Consider the following 22,073-nt stretch of genomic DNA (forward strand, 5'->3'; position numbering starts at 1 on the left):
AAAATTTGCCTGAACATATATGATTTTTCAAATATGAGGTGTTCAGAATGAAAACGTTAACGGTGTTTGACCCGGCATTGTGCTGCAGTACCGGCGTATGTGGTTCAGATGTCGATCAGGTTCTGGTTGATTTTTCTGCGGATGTGCAGTGGTTGAAAGAACGCGGCGTACAGGTGGAACGTTACAACCTGGCGCAGCAGCCCATGAGCTTCGTTCAGAACGAAAAAGCGAAAGCCTTCCTGGAAGCCTCGGGAGCAGAAGGGCTTCCGCTGCTGTTGCTGGACGGTGAAACGGTAATGGCCGGGCGATATCCAAAACGCGCTGAGCTGGCTCGCTGGTTTGGGATCCCGCTGGAAAAAGTGGGCTTAGCGCCCACCGGCTGCTGTGGTGGGAATACTTCCTGTTGCTGAGTATGTCGGGAGGACATATGAAATTCTTACAGAATATCCCGCCTTACCTGTTTTTTACCGGAAAGGGCGGAGTGGGCAAAACCTCCATTTCCTGCGCGACGGCTATCCGCCTGGCGGGACGGGGTAAGCGGGTATTGCTGGTGAGTACCGATCCCGCTTCCAATGTCGGCCAGGTCTTTGATCAAACTATCGGTAACACGATCCACTCTGTTAATGCCGTTCCCGGGCTTTCCGCTCTGGAGATTGACCCACAGGAAGCTGCACAGCAGTATCGCGCCAGAATCGTTGATCCTGTTAAGGGGCTTTTGCCTGATGACGTCGTTAACAGCATCAGCGAGCAGCTTTCCGGCGCCTGTACGACTGAGATTGCGGCGTTCGATGAGTTCACCGGTTTATTGACAGACGCTTCCCTGCTGACCCGCTTCGATCACATCATTTTTGATACAGCGCCGACGGGCCACACTATTCGCCTGCTCCAGCTTCCCGGCGCCTGGAGTAGCTTCATTGAAAGTAACCCGGACGGTGCTTCCTGTCTCGGCCCAATGGCCGGGCTGGAAAAACAGCGTGAGCAGTACGCACACGCGGTAGAGGCGTTATCCGATCCTGCGCGTACCCGTCTGGTTCTGGTTGCACGACTGCAGAAATCCACTTTGCAGGAAGTCGCCCGCACCCATGAAGAACTGGCGGCGATCGGCCTGAAAAACCAGTATCTGGTGATTAATGGCGTTTTGCCGGCAGCCGAAGCGGAACATGACGCACTGGCTGCTGCGATATGGCAACGGGAGCAAGAGGCCCTGGCAAATCTTCCTGCCGGTTTATCCGGGCTGCCGACAGATACCTTATTACTGCAACCCGTCAACATGGTTGGCGTGTCGGCATTAAAGGGCCTGCTGGAAAGCCGTTCTGAGGCATTACCGCTCCCGGCAACGAACGCCCTGGGTACGCCTGAAAACGCATCGCTCTCTGGTCTGGTCGAGGATATCGCCCGTAACGAACACGGCCTGATTATGCTGATGGGCAAAGGTGGCGTGGGTAAAACCACGATGGCGGCTGCCGTCGCCGTCAGGCTGGCAGACATGGGGTTTGATGTCCATCTCACCACCTCCGATCCCGCCGCACATCTCAGCACAACGCTAAATGGCAGCCTGAATAACCTGCAGGTCAGCCGGATCAACCCACACGAGGAAACCGAACGCTATCGCCGGCATGTCCTTGAGACGAAGGGAAAAGATCTGGACGAAGCAGGGAAACGGCTACTGGAAGAAGATTTACGTTCCCCCTGTACTGAAGAGATCGCCGTCTTCCAGGCATTTTCCCGCGTGATCCGCGAAGCAGGTAAGCGGTTTGTGGTGATGGATACGGCTCCCACGGGGCATACGCTGTTGCTGCTTGATGCAACCGGGGCTTATCACCGCGAAATTGCCAAAAAAATGGGCGACAAAGGCCATTTTACTACCCCGATGATGCAGCTTCAGGACCCGGAGCGAACCAAAGTGCTGCTGGTTACGCTTCCGGAAACCACTCCAGTGCTGGAGGCAGCGAATTTGCAGGCCGATCTTGAACGCGCGGGGATTCATCCGTGGGGCTGGATTATCAATAACAGCCTTTCTATTGCGGATACGCATTCTCCATTGCTTTGCCAGCGCGCCCGGCAGGAATTGCCGCAGATTGAGGCGGTTAAGCATCAGCATGCTGACCGTATAGCGCTTGTTCCGCTACTGGCGTCAGAGCCTGCCGGTATCGAAAAGCTCAGAGCGTTGATGCGCTAATTTATTGGTTAATACAGGGCGGCAGAGCCGCCCTGTCAGGAGGTTTTATGTTACTGGCAGGCGCTATTTTTGTCCTGACCCTTGTTTTGGTTATCTGGCAGCCGAAGGGGGTGGGAATTGGCTGGAGCGCGACGCTGGGCGCAGCCCTGGCTTTAATTTCAGGCGTTGTGCATTTAGGCGATATTCCGGTGGTGTGGAATATCGTCTGGAACGCGACGGCAACGTTTATTGCCGTCATTATTATTAGCCTGCTGCTTGATGAATCCGGCTTTTTCGAATGGGCAGCGCTGCATGTATCGCGTTGGGGAAACGGTCGGGGCCGTTTGCTCTTTACCTATATCGTTCTGCTCGGCGCAGCGGTGGCTGCACTGTTTGCCAACGACGGTGCTGCTCTTATTCTGACACCGATCGTGATTGCCATGCTGCTGGCATTAGGGTTCAGCAAAGGCACCACGCTGGCATTCGTGATGGCCGCCGGGTTTATTGCCGATACCGCCAGCCTGCCGCTTATTGTGTCAAACCTGGTGAATATTGTTTCGGCAGACTTCTTCGGTCTGAGGTTCACCGAATACGCGTCGGTGATGGTTCCGGTCGATATTGCAGCCATTGTCGCCACGCTGGTGATGCTGCATCTGTTCTTTCGCAAAGATATCCCGCCGACTTACGAGCTGTCTCTTCTTAAGACACCGGCAAAAGCGATTAAAGATCCGGCGACGTTTCGTACCGGCTGGGTCGTTTTAATTCTGTTGCTGGTAGGTTTTTTCGTCCTTGAGCCGCTCGGTATTCCGGTGAGCGCGATTGCGGCGGTGGGGGCCGTCATCCTGTTTGCTGTGGCGAAACGCGGCCATGCCATTAACACGGGCAAAGTGCTGCATGGCGCACCCTGGCAGATCGTCATCTTCTCGCTGGGGATGTACCTGGTGGTCTACGGTCTGCGCAACGCCGGGCTTACCGAATACCTTTCAGGTGTGCTGAACGTGCTGGCGGATAAAGGACTGTGGGCCGCGACGCTGGGTACCGGTTTCCTGACGGCTTTCCTGTCCTCCATCATGAATAACATGCCGACCGTGCTGGTTGGTGCGCTCTCTATTGATGGCAGCACCGCAACCGGTGTTATCAAAGAGGCGATGATCTACGCCAACGTGATTGGCTGCGACCTGGGGCCAAAAATCACCCCTATTGGGAGCCTGGCAACGCTGCTCTGGCTGCATGTCCTTTCACAGAAGAACATGACGATTACCTGGGGATATTATTTCCGCACCGGGATCGTTATGACTCTGCCTGTGCTATTTGTAACGCTGGCCGCGCTGGCGCTACGTCTCTCTTTCACTTTGTAATGAGATACTGTTATGAGCAACATCACTATTTATCACAACCCGGCCTGCGGTACGTCCCGTAATACGCTGGAGATGATCCGCAACAGCGGAAATGAGCCGACCGTCATTCATTACCTGGAGAATCCGCCGTCTCGCGATGAACTGGTCAAACTCATTGCAGATATGGGGATCACGGTACGGGCACTGCTGCGTAAAAATGTCGAGCCTTATGAAGAACTGGGGCTGGCGGAAGATAAGTTTACTGACGATCGGTTAATCGACTTTATGCTGCAGCATCCGATCCTGATTAACCGGCCTATTGTCGTGACACCGCTGGGAACCAAACTGTGCCGTCCTTCAGAAGTGGTTCTGGATATTCTTCCTGATGCGCAGAAAGCGGCTTTCGCGAAGGAAGACGGCGAGAAGGTCGTTGATGAAACAGGTAAACGATTGAAATAAGTATGGAGGAGCGCATTCGCGCTTTGAATGTCGGCCTGCCATCCCGTTTAGCCACTGAATGGCAGGCCGATTTCTCTAGTTTTTCGGGAATATCCAGACATGCTTCTCTGGCAGCGATAGATGACAATGCTGCGGGTCGCGAAGCTCATTCCCGTAAGCGCGGATCACATAATCATCCCCCGCCGTGCGGAACAGGTACTCCCAGCGGTCGCCAAGATACATGCTGGTGAGGAGCGGCAGCGCAAGCTGATTTTCCCCCGGCCCCTCGACCACCGCCACGCGCTCGACGCGGATCACCGCCGTAGCCTCATTACCGCTCTGCACCCCTTCACCCGCCTGGCCCCAGAGCACCCAGTCTTTTCCTTCAATGCGTGCTTTGCCGTCGCGTACCTCGGTGATTTTGCCATGCAGGCGGTTATTACTGCCCATAAACTCGGCCGTAAACAGCGTCTTCGGTGAACCGTACATCTCCTGTGGTGTACCCTGTTGCTCAATTTTACCGTTGTTGAGCAGCAGGATGCGGTCGGAAATCGACATCGCTTCGTTCTGGTCGTGCGTTACCATCAGCGCGGATAACCCGAGCTTAATGATCAGCTCGCGCAGAAATACGCGGGCCTCTTCACGCAGTTTGGCGTCGAGGTTGGACAGCGGCTCGTCCAGCAAAATCACCGGCGGGTTATAGACCAGCGCCCGGCCAATCGCCACGCGCTGCTGCTGCCCGCCGGAGAGCTGGTGCGGGTGACGTTTACCAAGATGACCGAGACCCAGCTGGTCCAGCACATCCTGTACGCGCTGCTGGATCTCTTTAGTCGGGACTTTACGCAACTTGAGCGGATAGGCCACGTTTTCAAATACGGTTTTGTGCGGCCACAAGGCGTAGGACTGGAACACCAGCCCCAGGTTACGCTCCTCCGCCGGAACCTCGCTGCGCGGCGTACCGTCGTAAACTTTATTTTGACCAATGACAATCGACCCCTGGGTCGGTTTTTCCAGACCCGCGACGGCGCGCAGCAGGGTGGTTTTGCCGCTGCCGGAAGGGCCCAGCAGGGAGACCACTTCGCCGCGTTTCAGGTTCATGGAGACCCCTTTTAAAACAGGATTGTCGCCGTAGGTTAAGTGCAGATCGTCAACCGCTAATTCAATCATGTAATTTCACTCCGAAACGAAGGGCAATGCCCAGACCTACCACGACCAGCAGGATATTAATGAAAGAGAGCGCCGCCACGATATCAATTGCACCCGCGGCCCACAGGGAAACCAGCATCGAGCCGATGGTTTCCGTGCCGGGGGAGAGCAGGTACACACCGGTTGAATATTCGCGCTCAAAGATCAGGAACATCAGCAGCCATGAGCCGATAAGCCCGTAGCGGGAGAGCGGAATGGTGACGTGGCGGGTGATCTGCCCGCGCGTCGCGCCGGTGCTGCGCGCCGCCTCTTCAAGCTCCGGCCCCACCTGCAACAGCGTGGAAGAGATGAGCCTCAGTCCGTAAGCCATCCACACCACGGTATAAGCCAGCCAGACGCTAAAAATGGTGCTGCGCAGCGAGCGCAGCCAGACGATGACGTTTTCGCGCATCCAGTCGGTCCAGACGAATCCGGAAAGCCAGCCGGATTTCAGGGCGTTATCCAGCCACATCGGCAGGAACAGAAACACCCACAAAAAGGCCAGACCCGCCAGCAATCCCGGCACGGCGCGCGGCACCAGCACGCTGTAATCCAGGAACCGCGTGGTGTTGTCCGGTTTACGGTGCATGGCAATACCAACAAACAGGTAGCACGCGACGGCCAGTGCGCCGCCAATCACGCCAATAGACATCGAGTTGACGATGGCGCGCAGCAGGTTAGGCTGCGCCCAGATGGTGCGAAAGGTACTCAGCGAAAGCTCATCCCACAGCGAAACGCCCACCCCCCAGTTGGAGATGAACGCGCGCAGCACTACGCCGAGCAGGGGAACGCCGATGGTGACAGTCAGCCAGAAGGCGACCACCGCCCCGGCCACCCAGCGCCATTTACCCAGTGGTAACGCGCGAGCCTGAGAGGCTTTCCCTTTCATGGTGACAAAGCGGTTGGCGGTGCGCATCAGGCGACGCTGGAGCATGACCAGCGGGATAGTGATGCAAATCAGCACCACGGCGACCGCCGCCATCAGATGATAGGAAGGCGTTCCGAGCTTGTTCGTCAGCTGGTACAGATAGGTCGCCAGCACCATGTTGCCTTCCGGATCGCCAAGTACCAGCATCAGACCAAACACTTCCAGCCCGAGGAAGAACAGCAGCACGATGGCGTACAGGATGGATGGCCGCACCATCGGCAGGCTGACGGAGGTCATCACCTGCAGCGGAGAGGCGCCCGCGGTGCGCGCGGCTTCTTCCACATCGGAGCCCACGCTACGCAGCGCGGAGGAAATATAGAGATAGGCATGCGGAACATGCGTCAGGCCGGCAATGACCACGATGCTCGACATGTCATAGATGTTCCACGGCACAAAGCCGATCAGCGCCTGTGCCCACAGGGACAGAAAGCCCACCGGACCGGCAGCCACCACATAGCCAAAACCCAGCACCATCGGTGAAACGAAAATCGGGACCAGGATCAGCGGTTCGATCAGGCGTCGGCCTGGCAGATCGGTACGCACCATCAGAAACGCCAGCACGCCACCCAGCGGAATGGCAATGATGACCAGCCCGAACGCGAGAAGAAAGCCGCTTCTCAGGGCCTTGTAGAAATCAGGGTCGGTGAAGATAAAACCAAATGATTCAAGGCTCCACTCTTTTGCCGGGGAAAAGAACGGGGCGGACAGGAAGCTCTGTATCACGATAAACGACAGTGGCGTATAGATAACCAGGGCGGTTATCAACACGACAATACCGCGTGGCAGGCTTTGCCACTTTCTGCGTAATGTATTCATGGGGTATCCCTGGTGTTGCAGCCCGGAAAAATGAACTCAGTCAGATGAACAGACGCGCGACGGCGCACGCCGCCGCGCCAGGACGCTTATTTGGCGGCGGCTGCACGCCACTCTTTGATGTACTCCAGGCGTTTCTTCGGCTGCAGATACTCCAGCAGCGATTCATCAACCGGGATCGGCTTCAGCGCATTGCCGAGGATTTTGGTCAGGCCGTCGATATCGTTTTTGCCTTCGATATCGTTACGAATGGATGGAATGTCCGCCTGATTTGCCAGGATGCTTTGGCCTTTTTCAGACAGCACATAGTCCAGCCACAGTTTTGCCGCATTGCTGTTTTGCGCCTGCTGGCTGATGAACGACACGCGCGACAGCACCAGGGTGTAATCTTTTGGATAGGCTATGCCGAGCGACGGGTCGTTCTTCGCACGCGCTTCAGCGTAAGAACCAAGGATATTGAAGCCGATCAGGTTTTCACCGGAGGAGACCCTCTCCATCATGGTGCCGGTAGACGACTGTACCGCTAAGCCACCTTTGGCAACGTCGGCCAGGGTTTTAAAGTAATTTGGATCGGCCTTGTGATCCTGCACTGAGAGCATAAAACCAAGACCCGATTTCTCAATGTCATAGGTGGTGACTTTACTCTTGAATTTATCCGTCTGGCTGGCAATCAGCTTCGCCAGCGCGGCGTGTGAATCCGGCACGTCACCGGCCGGGATCAGGCGTTTGTTGTAGATAAAGACCACCGGCTCATAGGTGGTGCCGTACGCCTTATCTTTCCAGACCGCCCATTTCGGCAGCTGGCTCTGCTCCGGCGATTTGTACTCCATAGCGTAGTCAGCGGCGAGCTTCAGTCCGGTGTCCATGGACGAGCTCCAGACCACATCACCGCTCCCGCCACCGGAGGCCTGTTCGCTGATAAAACGGTTGTACAGTTCCGTGCTGTTCATGTCGTTATATTCAACTTTGATGCCTGGATACGTTTTTTCGAAGCCTTCGATCAGCGGCCCGGCGGCTTTGGTGTCGGTGGTGGAGTAGATGACAACTTTGCCCTCTTTCGTGGCGGCATCGACAACCTTTTGATACTCAGCCGGATAGCCCTGCGGCAGGGCAGACAGCGCAGAAGCGGAGAACAGGACGGTAGCGGTAATCAGAGAAATTCGGAATGTGTTCGACATTATAGTTAACCTTTTAGTTACATTTGAGGAACTAATTGTCAACATAGCCTATCAGCCTCCACCCACAATAGGGGGAAGCGGGCGATGATTCCGAAGTGTGATTGTCACCGTCGTTTCAGCAATTAACACCATAGAATCCGCGAACGTTTGCTGGCTAATGTTCGCGGATTACGTTTTATCGGGGGCTTTACGGTATAGCCTTCGCGGATGACCGATATTGCCGTACAGCATTTCGACGCTGATTAACCCACTCTCCACGCAGTATTCAAGATAGCGACGCCCCGTGGTTTTGCTGACCCCGACGTTTTCCACGACCTCCTCCACCGACATTGCGCTGTCGGGACGATCGGCGAACAGCCGTTTGATCCGCTCCAGGGTCTGAGGCTCAATGCCCTTCGTCGACGGCGTGTGCGGGGATTCCGCAGCAGGCAGGTTAAACAGGCGATCCAGCGCATGCTGGTCAACGACTTTTACCTGCTGCACGGTGTGGATGAAGCGCATAAAACGCTCCAGCGAGGCGTGCAGGCGCTGGAAAAAGACCGGTTTAATCAGGTAATCAAACGCGCCGCTGCGCATGGCATGGCTGCAGGTCTGCATATCGCTGGCGGCGGTGATGAAAATCACCGAGCACTCATAGCTTTTCAACAGGGGAGTGTCGATTAACTCCACGCCTTTGCCGTCCGGGAGATAGTTATCCAGCAGAATAAGCCGCGGCTGATGCTGGCGAATCAGGCTGCATGCCTGCTCAATCGACGCGGCGATGCCCACCACGTGCAGATGAAAGTTCTGCTCAATATACTCGCGATGCAGCTCCGCCAGGTGCGGCTCATCCTCAACGATCACAACATCAAGTGCTTGGGTCATGCTTTAGCCCATTCGGAATAAATACAGAGAAAATCGTGCCCTGCGGCGTATTGTCGGCAATCTCAATGCTGCCGCCCGCTTTGTTGATATAGCCTGCCACCAGAAACAGGCCGATACCGTGCTCGGTACCCACAATGTCGTTTTCACTGTCCGGCTTGCTGCTGAATCCCTGTCGAAAGATATGCGGCTTCAGCGCATCATCCACCCCGCAGCCCCGGTCGGCCACCTCAATCAGCAGCTCCTGGTTGCGATCGGAAATATAGAGTTCTACCGGCGCGGGGACCGGTGCGGTGAGGGTCGCATCCACGGCGTTATCCAGCAAATTACCAATAATGGACATCAGCTCCGTTTCACTGAGGCGGGACGGCATGCGGGTGAGCTGGCATGCGGGATCAAACTGTAGCTCAACCCCTTTTTCCCGTGCGCTGACATATTTCCCGAGCAGCAGCCCGCATAAGGCCGGAGAGGCAAAATGGGCCGACACGAAGTCCAGCACGCGCTGTGCTCCTTCCGACTGCACCTGGATATAGCGGATCGCTTCGTCATAGTGTTTCATCTGCAACAACCCCACCAGCGTCGCGGTCCAGTTCAGCTGTTCGTGGCGCATAATGCGCAGGTTGTCGGCATAGCGTTTGATCTGGCTGAGCTGGCTGCTGAGGGTATTAATGTCGTTTTTGTCGCGAAAGCTGTATACCCAGCCGCTTTCAACGCCAGGCTCGACCTCAATCGCCACGCGGTTGACGATGACCTCGCGCTGGTTAAGTACCGCAATCTGGTCGTGGCGGCCGCTGCTCACCGAGGCGTAGCGCTGTGTTAAAAACCCCGGCGAGGTTTGCAGAACCTCGTCCAGCGGCTTGCCGATAAGATCTTTTTCACTCCGATGAATATCCAGCATTTCTCGTGCCGCGCGGTTAATTAAAATCAGTTGCTTCTCTTCATTGACGGCAAATACCCCTTCATACATGGCTTCTAACAGCGCCCTTTGCTGCAAAACCAGCTGGGCAATATCTTTCGGCTCAAGTCTGAACATCTGTTTTTTAAGGTTGCGGGTAAACAGCCAGGAGAAAATAAACAGCAGCAGCAGAAGGGCAATCCCGTATAAACCGGCCTGCCAGAGAATGCGGGCGTTAATGTTGGCGATATACGAAGTCAGATAGCCGACCGAGACAATGCCAATCACCTGATGCTGTGCATTGAAGATGGGCGCTTTGCTGCGCAGCGAAACCCCAATCCCGCCCTGACGCACGGAAATAATGGTTTTGCCCTTGAGTACTTCGGCATTATCACCGCCGATCATCGGTAAATTAATGCGCTCCGGGGATTCCGAATGATAAAGATGCTGCTCGTGGGTATCGCCAATCACAATATAGCTGGCGTCACTTTCGGCACGAAGCGGCTGAATTAACCGGGCGATGCCGGGGATATCTCTGGCCGCCACCTTTTCCGCCAGACCCGGCATCAGCGCAATCTCACTGGCCTGAACCCGGGCGCGCTGGCCGAGATCGTGATGGAGCTGCCGGTCAATAAAATGAAACAGGATCGTACCCAGCAGCACTAACAGCAGGCAGGAGAAGCACACCAGCGCTAAAAACAGCTTTACCTGAAAAGAGAGTCTGCGTTTCATTCAACCCGCGCTAGCCTTGGAAAAGGGGATATTTATGGAGCCTGACATGTGCAAATAGTGGACGCAATCCGGTAAGAAAAGAGTTGTGAGCTGGCTTTTCGTTTTCAGCGTGATAGCCATCGGGATCCCGTAAGGCTATGCTTCATTCAGCACGAGAATAATTACAGAGGCAATGTCATGGATAAAGAACTACTGGATGCGGGTTACCGGGCCTATACCGGCGAGAAAATTGACGTGTACTTCAACACCGGGATCTGCAAACACTCAGGTAACTGCGTGCGTGGGAGCGCAAAGCTGTTTAATCTGAAACGTAAACCGTGGATTATTCCTGATGAAGTGGACGTCGAAACGGTTGTACGCGTAATTGATACCTGCCCGAGCGGTGCGCTGAAGTATCGCCAAAAATAAGCGAGGAACCATGGATATTCTGGAAGGCCATAACAAGTTTTACGTGAATGATGCAGACGGAAATCAGGTGGCGGAGATTGTCTTCGTGCCGACCGGCGAGCACCTTAGCATTATTGAGCATACTGATGTCGATCCGAGCCTGAAAGGGCAGGGCGTTGGCAAACAGCTGGTGGCGAAAGTGGTCGAGAAGATGCGCGGTGAGAACCGTAAAATTATTCCGCTGTGTCCGTTTGCGAAACATGAGTTTGATAATACGCGGGAATATGACGATATCCGGGCGTGATTCTCTGTAGGAATGTAGGCCGGGTAAGCGCAGCGCTACCCGGCACAATGTATGGCAGGAACATTAGCCAACAAACATCACCGACACGCACAGCACGCCGACGATCAGCGTCAGCAGGCTGCCAGGGGAGCGGTAAGGCTTCAGCGAAGGGATCAGGTACGTCGACAGCGTCGGCATGATAAACAAAATCATGGCGATAAGCGGGCCGCTGATGGCGTAAATCATCGAAATCGCGTTCGGGTTGATGCAGCAGACCGCGAAGGTAATTAACGACACACCCATAATGGAAATCGCGCGGTTAAAGGCGCGGCTCTTTTTCACACCCACCTGATTGAGCGACGACTTCACGATCTCCGTCGCCCCCTCAATGACCCCAAAATAGGTGCCGAGGAACGATTTCGACATCGCAACAATCGCCACGATTATCCCGGAAATGCCGAGCCATGCGGGAGAAGAGGGCATCATCGACAGTGCTGACAGGATGGTTACCCCTTGCTCTTTGGCGGCCACAATGTAGGACGGCGGAATCGAGAGCAGGCAGCTGAAGACAAAGAACAGCACGCTCAGGCAGATAATCAGGTACGCCACCTTCATGATTTTCTTGCATTTATCCATGGCGGCGTCAGCAAACTTCTCGCGACGATCCACGGCAAATGTCGAGATAATCGGGGTATGGCTGAAGGCAAACACCATCACCGGAATGGAAATCCATACCTGATGCAGCGTATGGCGATCAACGGCCATCTGGCTGGTAAGTAGCGAGGGTTGCCAGCTCCCGGTCAGGTAGATCGAGACAAAGAGGAAATAGGCAATCAGCGGGAATACCAGGAAGCCCATCACCTTTATCGTGATATGCCGTCCCATCAGGAAGATCAGATTCAGCACCAGCACCACACCTAAACTGACCAGCACGCGCACGGCGGTATCCACCGTCAGGTGTTTTGCCAGTTGCTCGGTTAACGAGTTGGTGATGGCCACCGCGTAAATCTGCACCACAACAAAGAAGGCGATGAAATAGAGTGTGGTGATCAGATTGCCAATCTTCTTGCCGTAATAGTGCGAGACGGCGCCGGTGATCCCTTCATTGCCTTTTGTTTTTGAAGAGAGAATAAATTGCGCCAGCGCGCGATGCGGCCAGTAGGTTAACGGGTAGGCCACAAGGGCGGTAATAAACAGAACAATAGCGCCTGCAGAGCCCAGCTGAATGGGCAAGAACAGCGTTCCTGCGCCCACGGCCGTGCCATAGAGAGCGAAACTCCAGAGAGTCTCATCTTTTGACCAAATTTTCGACATTAGAGCAACGTTTCAACTATCAAACCATCAGAATGGCGTGCAATTTACCATAGTTATGCTCGTAGAGCGCAGTTGCTTCGTTGGCGTTTGGCCGGAACAGGCGTCCGGCCAGAGAGCATTTAGCCTGCCAGGGCGCGTCGTTGCTGGCGACGCTTAAGGAATTTCTCACGCAGGTTATCGTATGCCCAGTTATAGAACATGGTGTAGGGCAGGAAGAACAGGAAGAAACCTATTTCCAGTGTGAATGCCTGAAGCAAGGTGACGCCCAGCACGGCCGCGACAATCGACACGCCAATCACAATAAACCCACATTCGAACCCCAGGGCGTGCAGCGCACGTACTTTTGCCGTGCGTGTTACCCGCTGGACTGGCCAGAAACGGTCGAAACCGAAGTTATAAATAATGTTCCAGAGCATGGCGGTAGTGGCCAGAATAACGGTCAATCCCCCCATTTCCACTACGGAGCGCTGCATGAGCCACGCCGCCGTAGGGGCGAGGATCGCTGTGGCAATCCCTTCGAAACAGACAGCATGGAAGATCCGCTCCGGCAGTTTACGTTGGAGTGCATCCTGATGTTGCATAGTGTAGACCTCATTAATTCGCCGGTATGGGCGGTGATGCGGCCTATTTTTATCGTTAAAGCTGATATATTAAAGATGGTATCCATCGATAAAGTAGATAGGTTATGCGCTATTCACCTGAAGCCCTTACCGCGTTTGTTGAGGCCGTTGCGGCTGGCTCTTTCTCTGCTGCTGCACGCCGGCTGCGTAAAAGTCAGTCGACGATCAGCACCTCCATTGCCCATCTTGAAGCCGATCTTGGTTTTGAGCTGTTTGACCGCTCGGCGCGTCAGCCGGTGTTAACGGCTCAGGGTGAACAGGTGCTGGGTTATGTGCAGGCCATCCTTGCCGCCAGCACGCGACTGGATGAACTGGCGGTGTCGCTAACGGCACAAACGGAGGCGCGTCTGACATTTGTCCTTTCCGATACCCTGAACCCGGACGTGCTGGAAGAGATGATGAAGCAGTTTGACGCTCGCTTTCCCCATACGGCGTTCGAATGTCTGATTGGCGAGGAAGAGGATGTGATCGATCTGCTGCAAAAGGCGCGAGCGCAGGTGGGGCTGACGGAAGCGCGGGACAGTTACCCCACCGATATTGGCGTTACCCGCCTGCCGATGCAGACCCGTATGGCAATTTATGTTGCGACCACGCACCCCCTGGCGGGCCAACCCAAAGTGCAGAGTGACGAGCTGCACGGCTGGCGCGAACTGCGGCTTAGCACCTATCTGGAACGCGAGGCTGAAATTGCGCGAGGACCCGTCTGGTCAGCACCGAATTACCTGTTACTCTTGAGTATGGCAGTGCAGGGATTCGGCTGGTGCGTGTTGCCGTGCGCGCTGGTGGATGAATTTGCCGCCGCGAAATCCCTGGTTCAGCTCAATGTGCCTGGCTGGCCAAGGGCGATCGGCATCGATCTGCTGTGGAATAAACGATCCCCTCCCGGCGTTGCCGGAAGCTGGCTGCGGCAGTATCTGCAGGATGTCCGTTAATCCTTGTGATTAAACTCACTATTTTTAAACAATTAAGATAATTGCCAGTAACAATCCTCTACTATCGTCATGTCATTTAACACAGAGGTCGTGATGAAAGATGTCGTCATAGTGGGTGCGTTGCGTACAGCTATCGGCTGTTTTCAGGGAGCGCTCGCGCGTCACTCGGCGGTTGACCTGGGCAGCGTGGTGGTCAAAGCGCTGGTGGAACGTAGCGGGGTCGCCGCACACGAAATTGATGAGGTGATCCTGGGGCAGGTTCTCACTGCCGGAGCCGGGCAAAACCCTGCGCGCCAGGCGGCCCTGAAAGGCGGTCTGCCCAACACCGTATCCGCCATCACCATCAACGACGTCTGTGGTTCAGGACTCAAAGCGCTTCATCTCGCTACGCAAGCCATTCAATGCGGTGAAGCGGATGTGGTTATTGCTGGCGGACAAGAGAATATGAGCCGTGCGCCGCACGTTCTCACCGACAGTCGTACCGGCGCGCAGTTAGGTAACAGTCAGTTGCTCGACAGCCTGGTGCATGACGGGCTGTGGGATGCGTTCAATGACTATCATATGGGCGTGACGGCGGAAAACCTGGCGCGCGAGTACGGTATCAGCCGTGAATTGCAGGATGCTTACGCGCTCAGTTCCCAGCAAAAGGCGCGTGCTGCGATTGATTCTGGTCGTTTTCGCGACGAGATTGTCCCGGTCAGTACGCAGCGTCAGAACGGCGAGGTGGTTGTCGTGGATACGGACGAACAGCCGCGCACTGACGCCAGTGCTGAAGGCCTGGCAAGACTCAATCCTGCGTTTGAAACCCAGGGCTCGGTCACGGCGGGCAATGCCTCCTCCATTAACGACGGCGCCGCAGCCGTTATGATGATGAGTGAAAGTAAAGCCCAGGAGCTGGATCTCCCTGTCCTGGCCCGCATCAAGGCGTTTGCCAGCGTGGGTGTTGATCCGGCACTGATGGGGATCGCACCCGTCTACGCTACCCGTCGCTGTCTGGATCGCGCAGGGTGGCAACTCTCCGATGTGGATCTGATTGAAGTGAACGAAGCGTTTGCCGCGCAGGCGATCTCGGTCGGCAAAATGCTGGAGTGGGATCCGCTGCGGGTCAACGTAAACGGTGGAGCCATTGCGCTGGGTCACCCTATCGGGGCGTCCGGTTGCCGGATACTGGTTTCACTGGTCCACGAAATGAAAAAACGCAATGCCCGCAAAGGGATAGCAACGCTCTGTATAGGCGGCGGGCAAGGGGTGGCGCTGGCCATAGAACGCTAATCTTTCCTGATTAATGAAACCTCCTCCGGGAGGTTTTTTTTATCCTCCCTTCATTCCCATACCTCTTAACCGTGATCCGGGTGTCATTTTCGTTATAAAGAAAATAAAAAATGAAACGTTGTTTTGAATTTAATTGAAAAGCCTATTTTATGCCGATAGTATGTGTTCATCATGAAAACGGAACGTTGTTTCGTTTATTTTCTTCTTTTGGGCATGACCACATCTGGAGGTTACCGTGGACGTCAGACAAAGCATTCACAGTGCGCACGCCAAAACGCTGGATACGCAGGGGCTGCGCAGTGAGTTTTTAGTTGAGCAGGTGTTCGAGGCCGACAAGTACACCATGGTCTACAGCCATATCGACCGCATTATTGTCGGCGGCATTATGCCGGTGGCAAAAACCGTCTCCGTGGGCGGGGAAGTGGGTAAACAGCTGGGCGTGAGCTATTTTCTGGAACGTCGTGAGCTGGGGGTGATTAATATCGGCGGGCCTGGCACGATTACCGTAGACGGCCAGTGCTTCGAGATTGGTCACCGCGATGCGCTGTACGTCGGTAAAGGGGCGAAAGAGGTGGTCTTTGCCAGCATCGACGGCGGTAAGCCCGCGAAGTTTTACTATAACTGCGCCCCTGCGCATACCTCATACCCGACCAAAAAAGTGACGCCTGAGGACGCAGCGCCCGTAACGCTGGGCGATAACCTCACCAGCAACCGTCGCACCATCAATAAATATTTCGTTCCGGATGTGCTGGAAACCTGCCAGCTCAGCATGGGGCTGACTGAACTGGCCCCGGGCAACCTGTGGAATACCATGCCGTGCCATACCCATGAACGCCGCATGGAAGTCTACTTCTACTTCAACATGGACGACGATGCCTGCGTGTTCCACATGATGGGGCAGCCGCAGGAGACGCGCCATATCGTCATGCATAACGAGCAGGCGGTGATTTCACCAAGCTGGTCTATTCACTCTGGCGTAGGGACCAAAGCCTATACCTTCATCTGGGGTATGGTCGGCGAAAATCAGGTCTTCGATGACATGGACCACGTTGCTGTTAAGGATCTGCGCTAGTCGCGGGCAGTTAAGTATCTATCTGCCTGTTGGTGACAGGCGCTGAAGAGTAAGGAACTAACATGATTCTGGATGCATTTTCTCTGCAGGGCAAAGTGGCGGTGGTTTCCGGTTGCGACACAGGCCTGGGTCAGGGGATGGCGTTAGGTCTGGCGGAAGCGGGTTGTGACATCGTCGGGATTAATATCGTTGAACCCACAGAAACGACTGAGCGCGTGACTGCGCTGGGGCGTCGTTTTCTTAGCCTGACCGCCGACCTGCGTAAAATTGACGGCATTCCGCAACTGCTTGAGCGCGCGGTGGCGGAATGGGGCCATATTGATATTCTGGTCAACAACGCGGGTCTGATCCGTCGTGAAGACGCGATTAACTTCAGCGAGACTGACTGGGACGACGTCATGAACCTGAATATTAAGAGCGTATTCTTTATGTCTCAGGCGGCGGCAAAGCACTTCATCGCGCAGGGAAAAGGCGGCAAGATCATTAACATCGCCTCGATGCTCTCCTTCCAGGGCGGCATCCGCGTGCCGTCTTATACGGCGTCAAAAAGCGCGGTGATGGGCGTGACCCGTCTGCTGGCGAACGAGTGGGCGCAGCACAATATCAACGTCAACGCGATTGCCCCGGGCTACATGGCCACCAATAACACCCAGCAGCTGCGTGCTGACGAAGAACGCAGTGCGGCCATTCTGGAGCGTATCCCGGCCGGGCGCTGGGGTCTGCCGAGTGACCTGATGGGGCCGGTTGTGTTTCTGGCCTCCTCAGCCTCGGACTACATCAATGGTTATACCATTGCGGTGGATGGCGGCTGGCTGGCACGATAACGTCGCTTCTGACAAAAACCTCTGCCCTTCAGCGGAGGTTTTTTTTGCTTAAAAATTGTCAAAATCCATATCGATAAACACGAAAAATCCATACTGAAAAATGATAAATGACCACTATCACACTTTTATTCCTGAAAAATTAACGCATTAGTAAAATATTGTGATTATTCAGGATTAGTTGAAATTGTAATGTCCATCACAGATCGCTATGCCATAGCGAAATCATCCATATCTTCGCGAATTCCAGCCTGACACTTTTCCGCGCTTTCTCGTAATTTCACTTAACAAATTTTGCTGTTGAGGCAGGAAAAATATGACATCTATCAATGACTCTACCCTGATGCCCGTTGCGCTGCGCGATACCCGACGCATGAACCAGTTTGTCTCCATTGCGGCTGCTGTAGCAGGTTTGCTGTTTGGCCTGGATATTGGCGTCATCGCCGGGGCGCTGCCGTTCATTACCGATCATTTTACGTTGAGTAATCGCCTGCAGGAGTGGGTGGTGAGCAGCATGATGCTTGGTGCGGCTATCGGTGCGCTGTTTAACGGCTGGCTTTCGTTCCGCCTCGGGCGTAAATACAGCCTGATGGTCGGCGCCGTCCTGTTTGTTGCGGGGTCGATTGGCTCTGCATTTGCGACCAACGTAGAGGTGCTGCTGCTTTCCCGCGTGCTGCTCGGCGTGGCAGTGGGGATCGCCTCCTACACGGCACCGCTTTATCTCTCTGAGATGGCAAGTGAGAATGTGCGCGGCAGGATGATCAGTATGTATCAGCTGATGGTGACGCTGGGCATCGTGCTGGCGTTCCTGTCCGATACGTACTTCAGCTACAGCGGCAACTGGCGCGCCATGCTCGGCGTGCTGGCGTTGCCTGCGGTGGTGCTGATTGTACTAGTGATCTTCCTGCCCAATAGCCCGCGCTGGCTGGCGCAAAAAGGGCGTCACGTCGAGGCGGAAGAGGTGCTGCGGATGCTGCGCGATACTTCTGAAAAAGCGCGTGAAGAGCTGAACGAAATCCGCGAAAGCCTGAAGCTGAAGCAGGGGGGCTGGGCGCTGTTTAAGGTCAACCGCAACGTGCGCCGCGCGGTGTTCCTCGGCATGTTGCTGCAGGCGATGCAGCAGTTCACCGGGATGAACATCATCATGTACTACGCGCCACGCATCTTCAAAATGGCCGGTTTTACCACCACTGAGCAGCAGATGATTGCCACGCTGGTGGTGGGGCTCACCTTTATGTTCGCCACCTTTATTGCGGTATTCACCGTCGATAAAGCCGGGCGTAAACCGGCGCTGAAAATTGGCTTTAGCGTGATGGCTCTCGGTACGCTGATCCTCGGCTACTGCCTGATGCAGTTTGATAACGGCACGGCCTCAAGCGGTCTTTCCTGGCTTTCTGTCGGGATGACCATGATGTGTATTGCCGGTTACGCGATGAGCGCCGCACCTGTGGTGTGGATCCTGTGCTCCGAAATTCAGCCGCTCAAATGCCGTGACTTTGGGATCACCTGTTCCACCACCACCAACTGGGTGTCGAACATGATCATTGGTGCGACCTTCCTGACGCTGCTGGATGCCATTGGCGCTGCGGGAACCTTCTGGCTCTACACGGTGCTGAACGTGGCGTTTATTGGCGTGACCTTCTGGCTGATTCCGGAAACCAAAGGTGTGACGCTGGAACATATTGAACGCAAACTGATGGCCGGGGAAAAACTGCGTAATATCGGCGTGTAATGTGAATACCGGGGCCCTACGCTTATTGGGCCTGCGTGGGCAAAATGTACGCCGGGTAAGCGCTAGCGCCACCCGGCTTTTTTTTAGCTCGATAATTAACAAGAGCAATGTCGTAAATAACTACCAACTTTGATAGCAAGCACACACACAGCCAATTCTTGCGTTCAGATTATTCTTATTTCCTAGTATTATCTGAAAACTGAACTCACCAGGCAGAACTTTACTGCAATCGCAACAGAAGAACGGCTATGTCAGCAATGGATTTCAAAAAAAATACGGATCTCGATTTTCCCTCATATGCTACCCCCGCAATCTCTCCAAAAGAGATCGACCTTCTGGGTCTGTTAGATGTTCTGCTTGCCGCGAAAAAACGCATCGTCACCATCGTCTTTATCTTTGCGCTGGCAGGTCTGGCTATTGCGTTTATGTTGCCGCAAAAATGGACCAGTAAAGCGGTGATCACCCCGGCAGAGCAGACGCAGTGGAACCCGCTGCGCCAGATGATGGTTGCGCTGCAGGTTCTTGACGTGAAGGCGCAGGTGACACGTTCGGAAATCTTTGACCTGTTTATCAAAAAATTCCAGTCGCAGTCATTGCTCAAAGAGTATTTGACCTCTTCCCCTTACGTCATGTCACAGCTCGAAGAGGTTGAGGTTGACGCGCTTGAACTGCACCGTGCGGTCGTCAATATTGCGGAAAGAATGAAAGCGGTGAATGACGCACAGGCAAAAGATGCGGATAAAGTGCCTTATGTCTCCTGGACTCTGAGCTTCACGGCACCGAAAGCCAGTGATGCGCAAACCGTACTGGAGGGGTATATCAATTATATCGCGGCGGTTGTTGAAAAAGAGACGGTGCAAAATATCCGTAACCAGATCGCCCTGAGGACGAATGAGGTAGAGCAGCAGCTGAGGCTAGACCGTGTTCGCCTGACCAATATTCACAATACTAACCTGCAGCGGCTGAATTATTCGCTGGAAGTGGCGAATGCCGCGGGCATTAAGAAGCCAGTCTACAGTAGCGGGCAGGCGGTAAAAGATGACCCGGATTACTCCGTTGCGCTCGGTGCCGACGGAATCGCGCAAAAGCTGCAGATTGAAAAAAATCTCAAAGACGTGACGGAGCTGAACGCGGAGTTCCAGAACCGGGAATACTATCTGGCGCAGCTGAAAAATCTCTCCTTTGCAGACGTTAAGCTTGAGCCCTTCAGGTATCAGCTTTCTCCGTCTTTGCCGGTGAAAAAAGACGGTCCGGGCAAAGCCCTGATTGTAATTCTGGCGGCACTCCTGGGCGGGCTCTTTGCCTGCGGTAGCGTGTTGCTGCGTGAAGCGATGCTCTCCCGTCATCCGCTGTCAGAGCCGTTGACACAATAAACGCAGGGTTTAAAAAGGCGCTGAATACAGCGCCTTTTTTTATGGGCGTCGGTTGTGTTAAAAGAGATACCAGAGATAAGGAGAGATAATGAAAACGATCGGCCTGATAGGTGGGATGAGCTGGGAATCGACAATCCCTTATTACCGCCTGATTAACGAAGGGGTAAAGCAGCGTCTGGGCGGACTGCATTCTGCGAGTCTGCTGCTGCACAGCGTTGATTTCCATGAAATTGAAGCCTGTCAGTCGAGCGGAGAGTGGGATAAAGCCGGTGAAATACTGGCGGATGCCGCGCTGGGGCTGGAGCGTGCGGGGGCGCAGGGCATTCTGCTATGTACCAATACGATGCACAAAGTCGCATCGCACATTGAAGCACGCTGTTCGCTGCCATTCCTGCACATCGCCGATGCCACAGGACGTGCGATTCACTCGTCGGGGATGTCGCGCGTGGCATTGCTCGGCACGCGCTACACCATGGAGCAGGATTTCTATCGCGGGCGTTTGCACAGCGAGTTCGGCATCGAAAGCCTGATACCGGATGAGAAAGACCGGGCGCGCCTCAATCAGATTATCTTCGAAGAACTGTGCCTGGGTACCTTCAGCGAGCCTTCCCGGGCGTATTACGTCAGCGTGATTGAAAAGCTGGCGCAGCAGGGGGCTGAAGGGGTGCTCTTCGGCTGCACGGAGATCGGCCTGCTGGTGCCTGCAGAGCGAAGCCCGGTCCCGGTCTTTGATACCGCCGCCATTCACGCTGCCGATGCCGTGGAGTTTATGCTCTCATAATGGGTTTTGCCGTTCAGGTAAGCGAAGCGCCACCTGGCGGGCGTGCTCCATTAAGTGTTCGGTGAATGTGTCCACCAGCGCGGAGGCCGGACGGTGTAGCGGGCGGATCAGGCTCACGGTGAACGGAACGGATAGGCTAAACGGGCGAATCACGATATCGCTCCCGGCATAATCCAGCGCCGTGAGCGGGTTAACGACCGCGACGCCGACGCCAGCCCGCACCATTGCACATATTGACGCCGCGCTGTGCGTTTCCACTACCATCCGCCGTTTCACCTGATGCTCAGCAAAAAGCGTATCCAGCAGCTGCCGGTAGCTGTCGGTTTGCGACAGGCTAATATAGTTCTCCCCGTGGAAATCCTCTGGTGCAATCACTGTCTTACCGGCGAGCCGGTGCCCGGCGGGCAAAACGCACACTTCATCTAAAGAAAGTAACTCCGTGCGTGCCGTTCCCGCAGGCGTGGAGAGCGTTTCGGTCAGGCCCAAATCATGACGCTGTGCTGAAAGCCACTCTTCAAGTAGGGGGGACTCCTGCGGCACGATGGTGAGATTGACTTCCGGATAGCGGGCCAGAAAAGGCTGAAGCAGGGTCGGTAAAAAAGACTGAGAGAAAACCGGAAGACAGACAATCGACAGCTCGCCCTGACGAAACTCGCGCAGACTTTCCGCCGCACTGACAATTCTGTCCAGCCCGTACCAGGAGCGCTGGACTTCCTCAAACAGGCGCAACCCCTGCACCGTCGGGTGAAGTCTTCCTCGGGTGCGCTCGAACAGTTTCAGTTCCAGTACCTTTTCGAAGCGCGCCAGCTCGCGGCTGACCGTCGGCTGCGACGTATGCAGCATCTGCGCGGCTTCGGTGAGATTGCCGGTGGTCATCACAGCGTGAAAAATCTCTATATGGCGTAAATTCACAGCGGGCATAGGGCACCTGAAAGCAGAGAACTGTCCATATCATTTTTGC

General features: G+C 54.9%; 21 protein-coding genes. 13 read left to right on the forward strand and 8 right to left on the reverse strand.

Annotated features, from left to right (window positions below; genetic code table 11):
* Positions 1-47 precede the first annotated feature (47 nt).
* Genes arsD through arsC form a run of 4 tightly spaced genes read left to right on the forward strand, consistent with a single transcriptional unit; the run spans position 48 to position 3,954 of the window.
* On the forward strand, positions 48-410 hold the full coding sequence (gene arsD, locus ACOTXR_RS10685) for an arsenite efflux transporter metallochaperone ArsD (protein WP_050862151.1): 363 nt from the start codon (positions 48-50) through the stop codon (positions 408-410).
* Positions 411-427: 17 nt separating this feature from the next.
* On the forward strand, positions 428-2,179 hold the full coding sequence (arsA, locus tag ACOTXR_RS10690) for an arsenite efflux transporter ATPase subunit ArsA (protein ID WP_058690166.1): 1,752 nt from the start codon (positions 428-430) through the stop codon (positions 2,177-2,179).
* Between the two features lie 47 nt (positions 2,180-2,226).
* Entirely contained in the window at positions 2,227-3,516 is a 1,290-nt protein-coding gene (gene arsB, locus ACOTXR_RS10695) for an arsenite efflux transporter membrane subunit ArsB (RefSeq protein ID WP_023331234.1), read from the forward strand.
* 12 nt (positions 3,517-3,528) lie between these two features.
* Complete coding sequence (gene arsC, locus ACOTXR_RS10700) at positions 3,529-3,954, forward strand: glutaredoxin-dependent arsenate reductase (protein ID WP_014885108.1); 426 nt, start codon at positions 3,529-3,531, stop codon at positions 3,952-3,954.
* A 75-nt stretch (positions 3,955-4,029) separates the two neighbouring features.
* On the opposite strand, the gene ACOTXR_RS10705 is transcribed toward arsC, so the two are convergent.
* The 5 genes from ACOTXR_RS10705 to ACOTXR_RS10725 form a co-directional block, all read right to left on the reverse strand.
* Positions 4,030-5,100 (reverse strand): ABC transporter ATP-binding protein, encoded by a 1,071-nt coding sequence (locus ACOTXR_RS10705; RefSeq protein ID WP_023331233.1) that lies wholly within the window; start codon positions 5,098-5,100, stop codon positions 4,030-4,032.
* Positions 5,093-6,862: an ABC transporter permease gene (locus ACOTXR_RS10710; RefSeq protein WP_023331232.1), complete on the reverse strand. Its 1,770-nt coding sequence runs from the start codon at positions 6,860-6,862 to the stop codon at positions 5,093-5,095. Before ACOTXR_RS10710 ends, ACOTXR_RS10705 begins: the two co-directional genes overlap by 8 nt.
* 86 nt (positions 6,863-6,948) lie before the next feature.
* Positions 6,949-8,037: an ABC transporter substrate-binding protein gene (locus tag ACOTXR_RS10715; RefSeq protein WP_045134116.1), complete on the reverse strand. Its 1,089-nt coding sequence runs from the start codon at positions 8,035-8,037 to the stop codon at positions 6,949-6,951.
* Between the two features lie 168 nt (positions 8,038-8,205).
* On the reverse strand, positions 8,206-8,901 hold the full coding sequence (locus ACOTXR_RS10720; RefSeq protein ID WP_014885104.1) for a response regulator: 696 nt from the start codon (positions 8,899-8,901) through the stop codon (positions 8,206-8,208).
* Entirely contained in the window at positions 8,885-10,525 is a 1,641-nt protein-coding gene (locus ACOTXR_RS10725; protein ID WP_014885103.1) for an ATP-binding protein, read from the reverse strand. Before ACOTXR_RS10725 ends, ACOTXR_RS10720 begins: the two co-directional genes overlap by 17 nt.
* Positions 10,526-10,702: 177 nt before the next feature.
* On the opposite strand from ACOTXR_RS10725, the gene yjdI reads away from it, so the two are divergent.
* Positions 10,703-10,933 (forward strand): 4Fe-4S mono-cluster protein YjdI, encoded by a 231-nt coding sequence (yjdI, locus tag ACOTXR_RS10730; protein ID WP_008499689.1) that lies wholly within the window; start codon positions 10,703-10,705, stop codon positions 10,931-10,933.
* A 10-nt stretch (positions 10,934-10,943) separates the two neighbouring features.
* A complete protein-coding gene (locus ACOTXR_RS10735) occupies positions 10,944-11,216 on the forward strand; it encodes a GNAT family N-acetyltransferase (RefSeq protein WP_014071634.1) in 273 nt (90 codons plus the stop codon).
* Positions 11,217-11,279: 63 nt separating this feature from the next.
* Here the strand turns inward: ACOTXR_RS10735 and ACOTXR_RS10740 are convergent, their stop codons facing one another.
* Positions 11,280-12,509, reverse strand: a complete 1,230-nt coding sequence (locus ACOTXR_RS10740; protein WP_032635639.1) for an amino acid permease — start codon at positions 12,507-12,509, stop codon at positions 11,280-11,282.
* A gap of 119 nt (positions 12,510-12,628) precedes the next feature.
* Complete coding sequence (locus ACOTXR_RS10745) at positions 12,629-13,090, reverse strand: multidrug/biocide efflux PACE transporter (protein WP_032635641.1); 462 nt, start codon at positions 13,088-13,090, stop codon at positions 12,629-12,631.
* Positions 13,091-13,194: 104 nt separating this feature from the next.
* Between ACOTXR_RS10745 and ACOTXR_RS10750 the strand changes: the two genes are divergently transcribed.
* From ACOTXR_RS10750 to ACOTXR_RS10780, 7 genes are all read left to right on the forward strand, one after another.
* On the forward strand, positions 13,195-14,061 hold the full coding sequence (locus ACOTXR_RS10750) for a LysR family transcriptional regulator (protein WP_045269587.1): 867 nt from the start codon (positions 13,195-13,197) through the stop codon (positions 14,059-14,061).
* Positions 14,062-14,154: 93 nt separating this feature from the next.
* On the forward strand, positions 14,155-15,333 hold the full coding sequence (locus tag ACOTXR_RS10755; RefSeq protein ID WP_058690167.1) for an acetyl-CoA C-acetyltransferase: 1,179 nt from the start codon (positions 14,155-14,157) through the stop codon (positions 15,331-15,333).
* Positions 15,334-15,568: 235 nt separating this feature from the next.
* Positions 15,569-16,405 carry a 5-dehydro-4-deoxy-D-glucuronate isomerase gene (kduI, locus tag ACOTXR_RS10760; protein WP_014885098.1) on the forward strand — a complete coding sequence of 279 codons (837 nt, stop codon included), beginning with the start codon at positions 15,569-15,571 and terminating at the stop codon, positions 16,403-16,405.
* Positions 16,406-16,467: 62 nt separating this feature from the next.
* Positions 16,468-17,229, forward strand: a complete 762-nt coding sequence (gene kduD / locus ACOTXR_RS10765; RefSeq protein WP_058690168.1) for a 2-dehydro-3-deoxy-D-gluconate 5-dehydrogenase KduD — start codon at positions 16,468-16,470, stop codon at positions 17,227-17,229.
* 313 nt (positions 17,230-17,542) lie between these two features.
* Complete coding sequence (locus ACOTXR_RS10770) at positions 17,543-18,958, forward strand: sugar porter family MFS transporter (RefSeq protein WP_058690169.1); 1,416 nt, start codon at positions 17,543-17,545, stop codon at positions 18,956-18,958.
* A 248-nt stretch (positions 18,959-19,206) separates the two neighbouring features.
* Positions 19,207-20,331 (forward strand): LPS O-antigen length regulator Wzz(fepE), encoded by a 1,125-nt coding sequence (gene wzz(fepE) / locus ACOTXR_RS10775; protein ID WP_058690170.1) that lies wholly within the window; start codon positions 19,207-19,209, stop codon positions 20,329-20,331.
* 88 nt (positions 20,332-20,419) lie between these two features.
* Positions 20,420-21,112, forward strand: coding sequence for an aspartate/glutamate racemase (locus ACOTXR_RS10780; protein ID WP_058690171.1), 693 nt, complete (start codon positions 20,420-20,422; stop codon positions 21,110-21,112).
* On the opposite strand, the gene ACOTXR_RS10785 is transcribed toward ACOTXR_RS10780, so the two are convergent.
* The gene (locus ACOTXR_RS10785) at positions 21,107-22,033 is read right to left on the reverse strand and encodes a LysR family transcriptional regulator (protein ID WP_014885093.1); all 927 of its coding nucleotides are present in this window, start codon (positions 22,031-22,033) and stop codon (positions 21,107-21,109) included. The genes ACOTXR_RS10780 and ACOTXR_RS10785 overlap by 6 nt on opposite strands.
* Positions 22,034-22,073: the final 40 nt, after the last annotated feature.

Origin of the sequence: Enterobacter cloacae complex sp. IR53030, assembly GCF_049238365.1 — a bacterium.
GTDB lineage: Bacteria > Pseudomonadota > Gammaproteobacteria > Enterobacterales > Enterobacteriaceae > Enterobacter > Enterobacter kobei.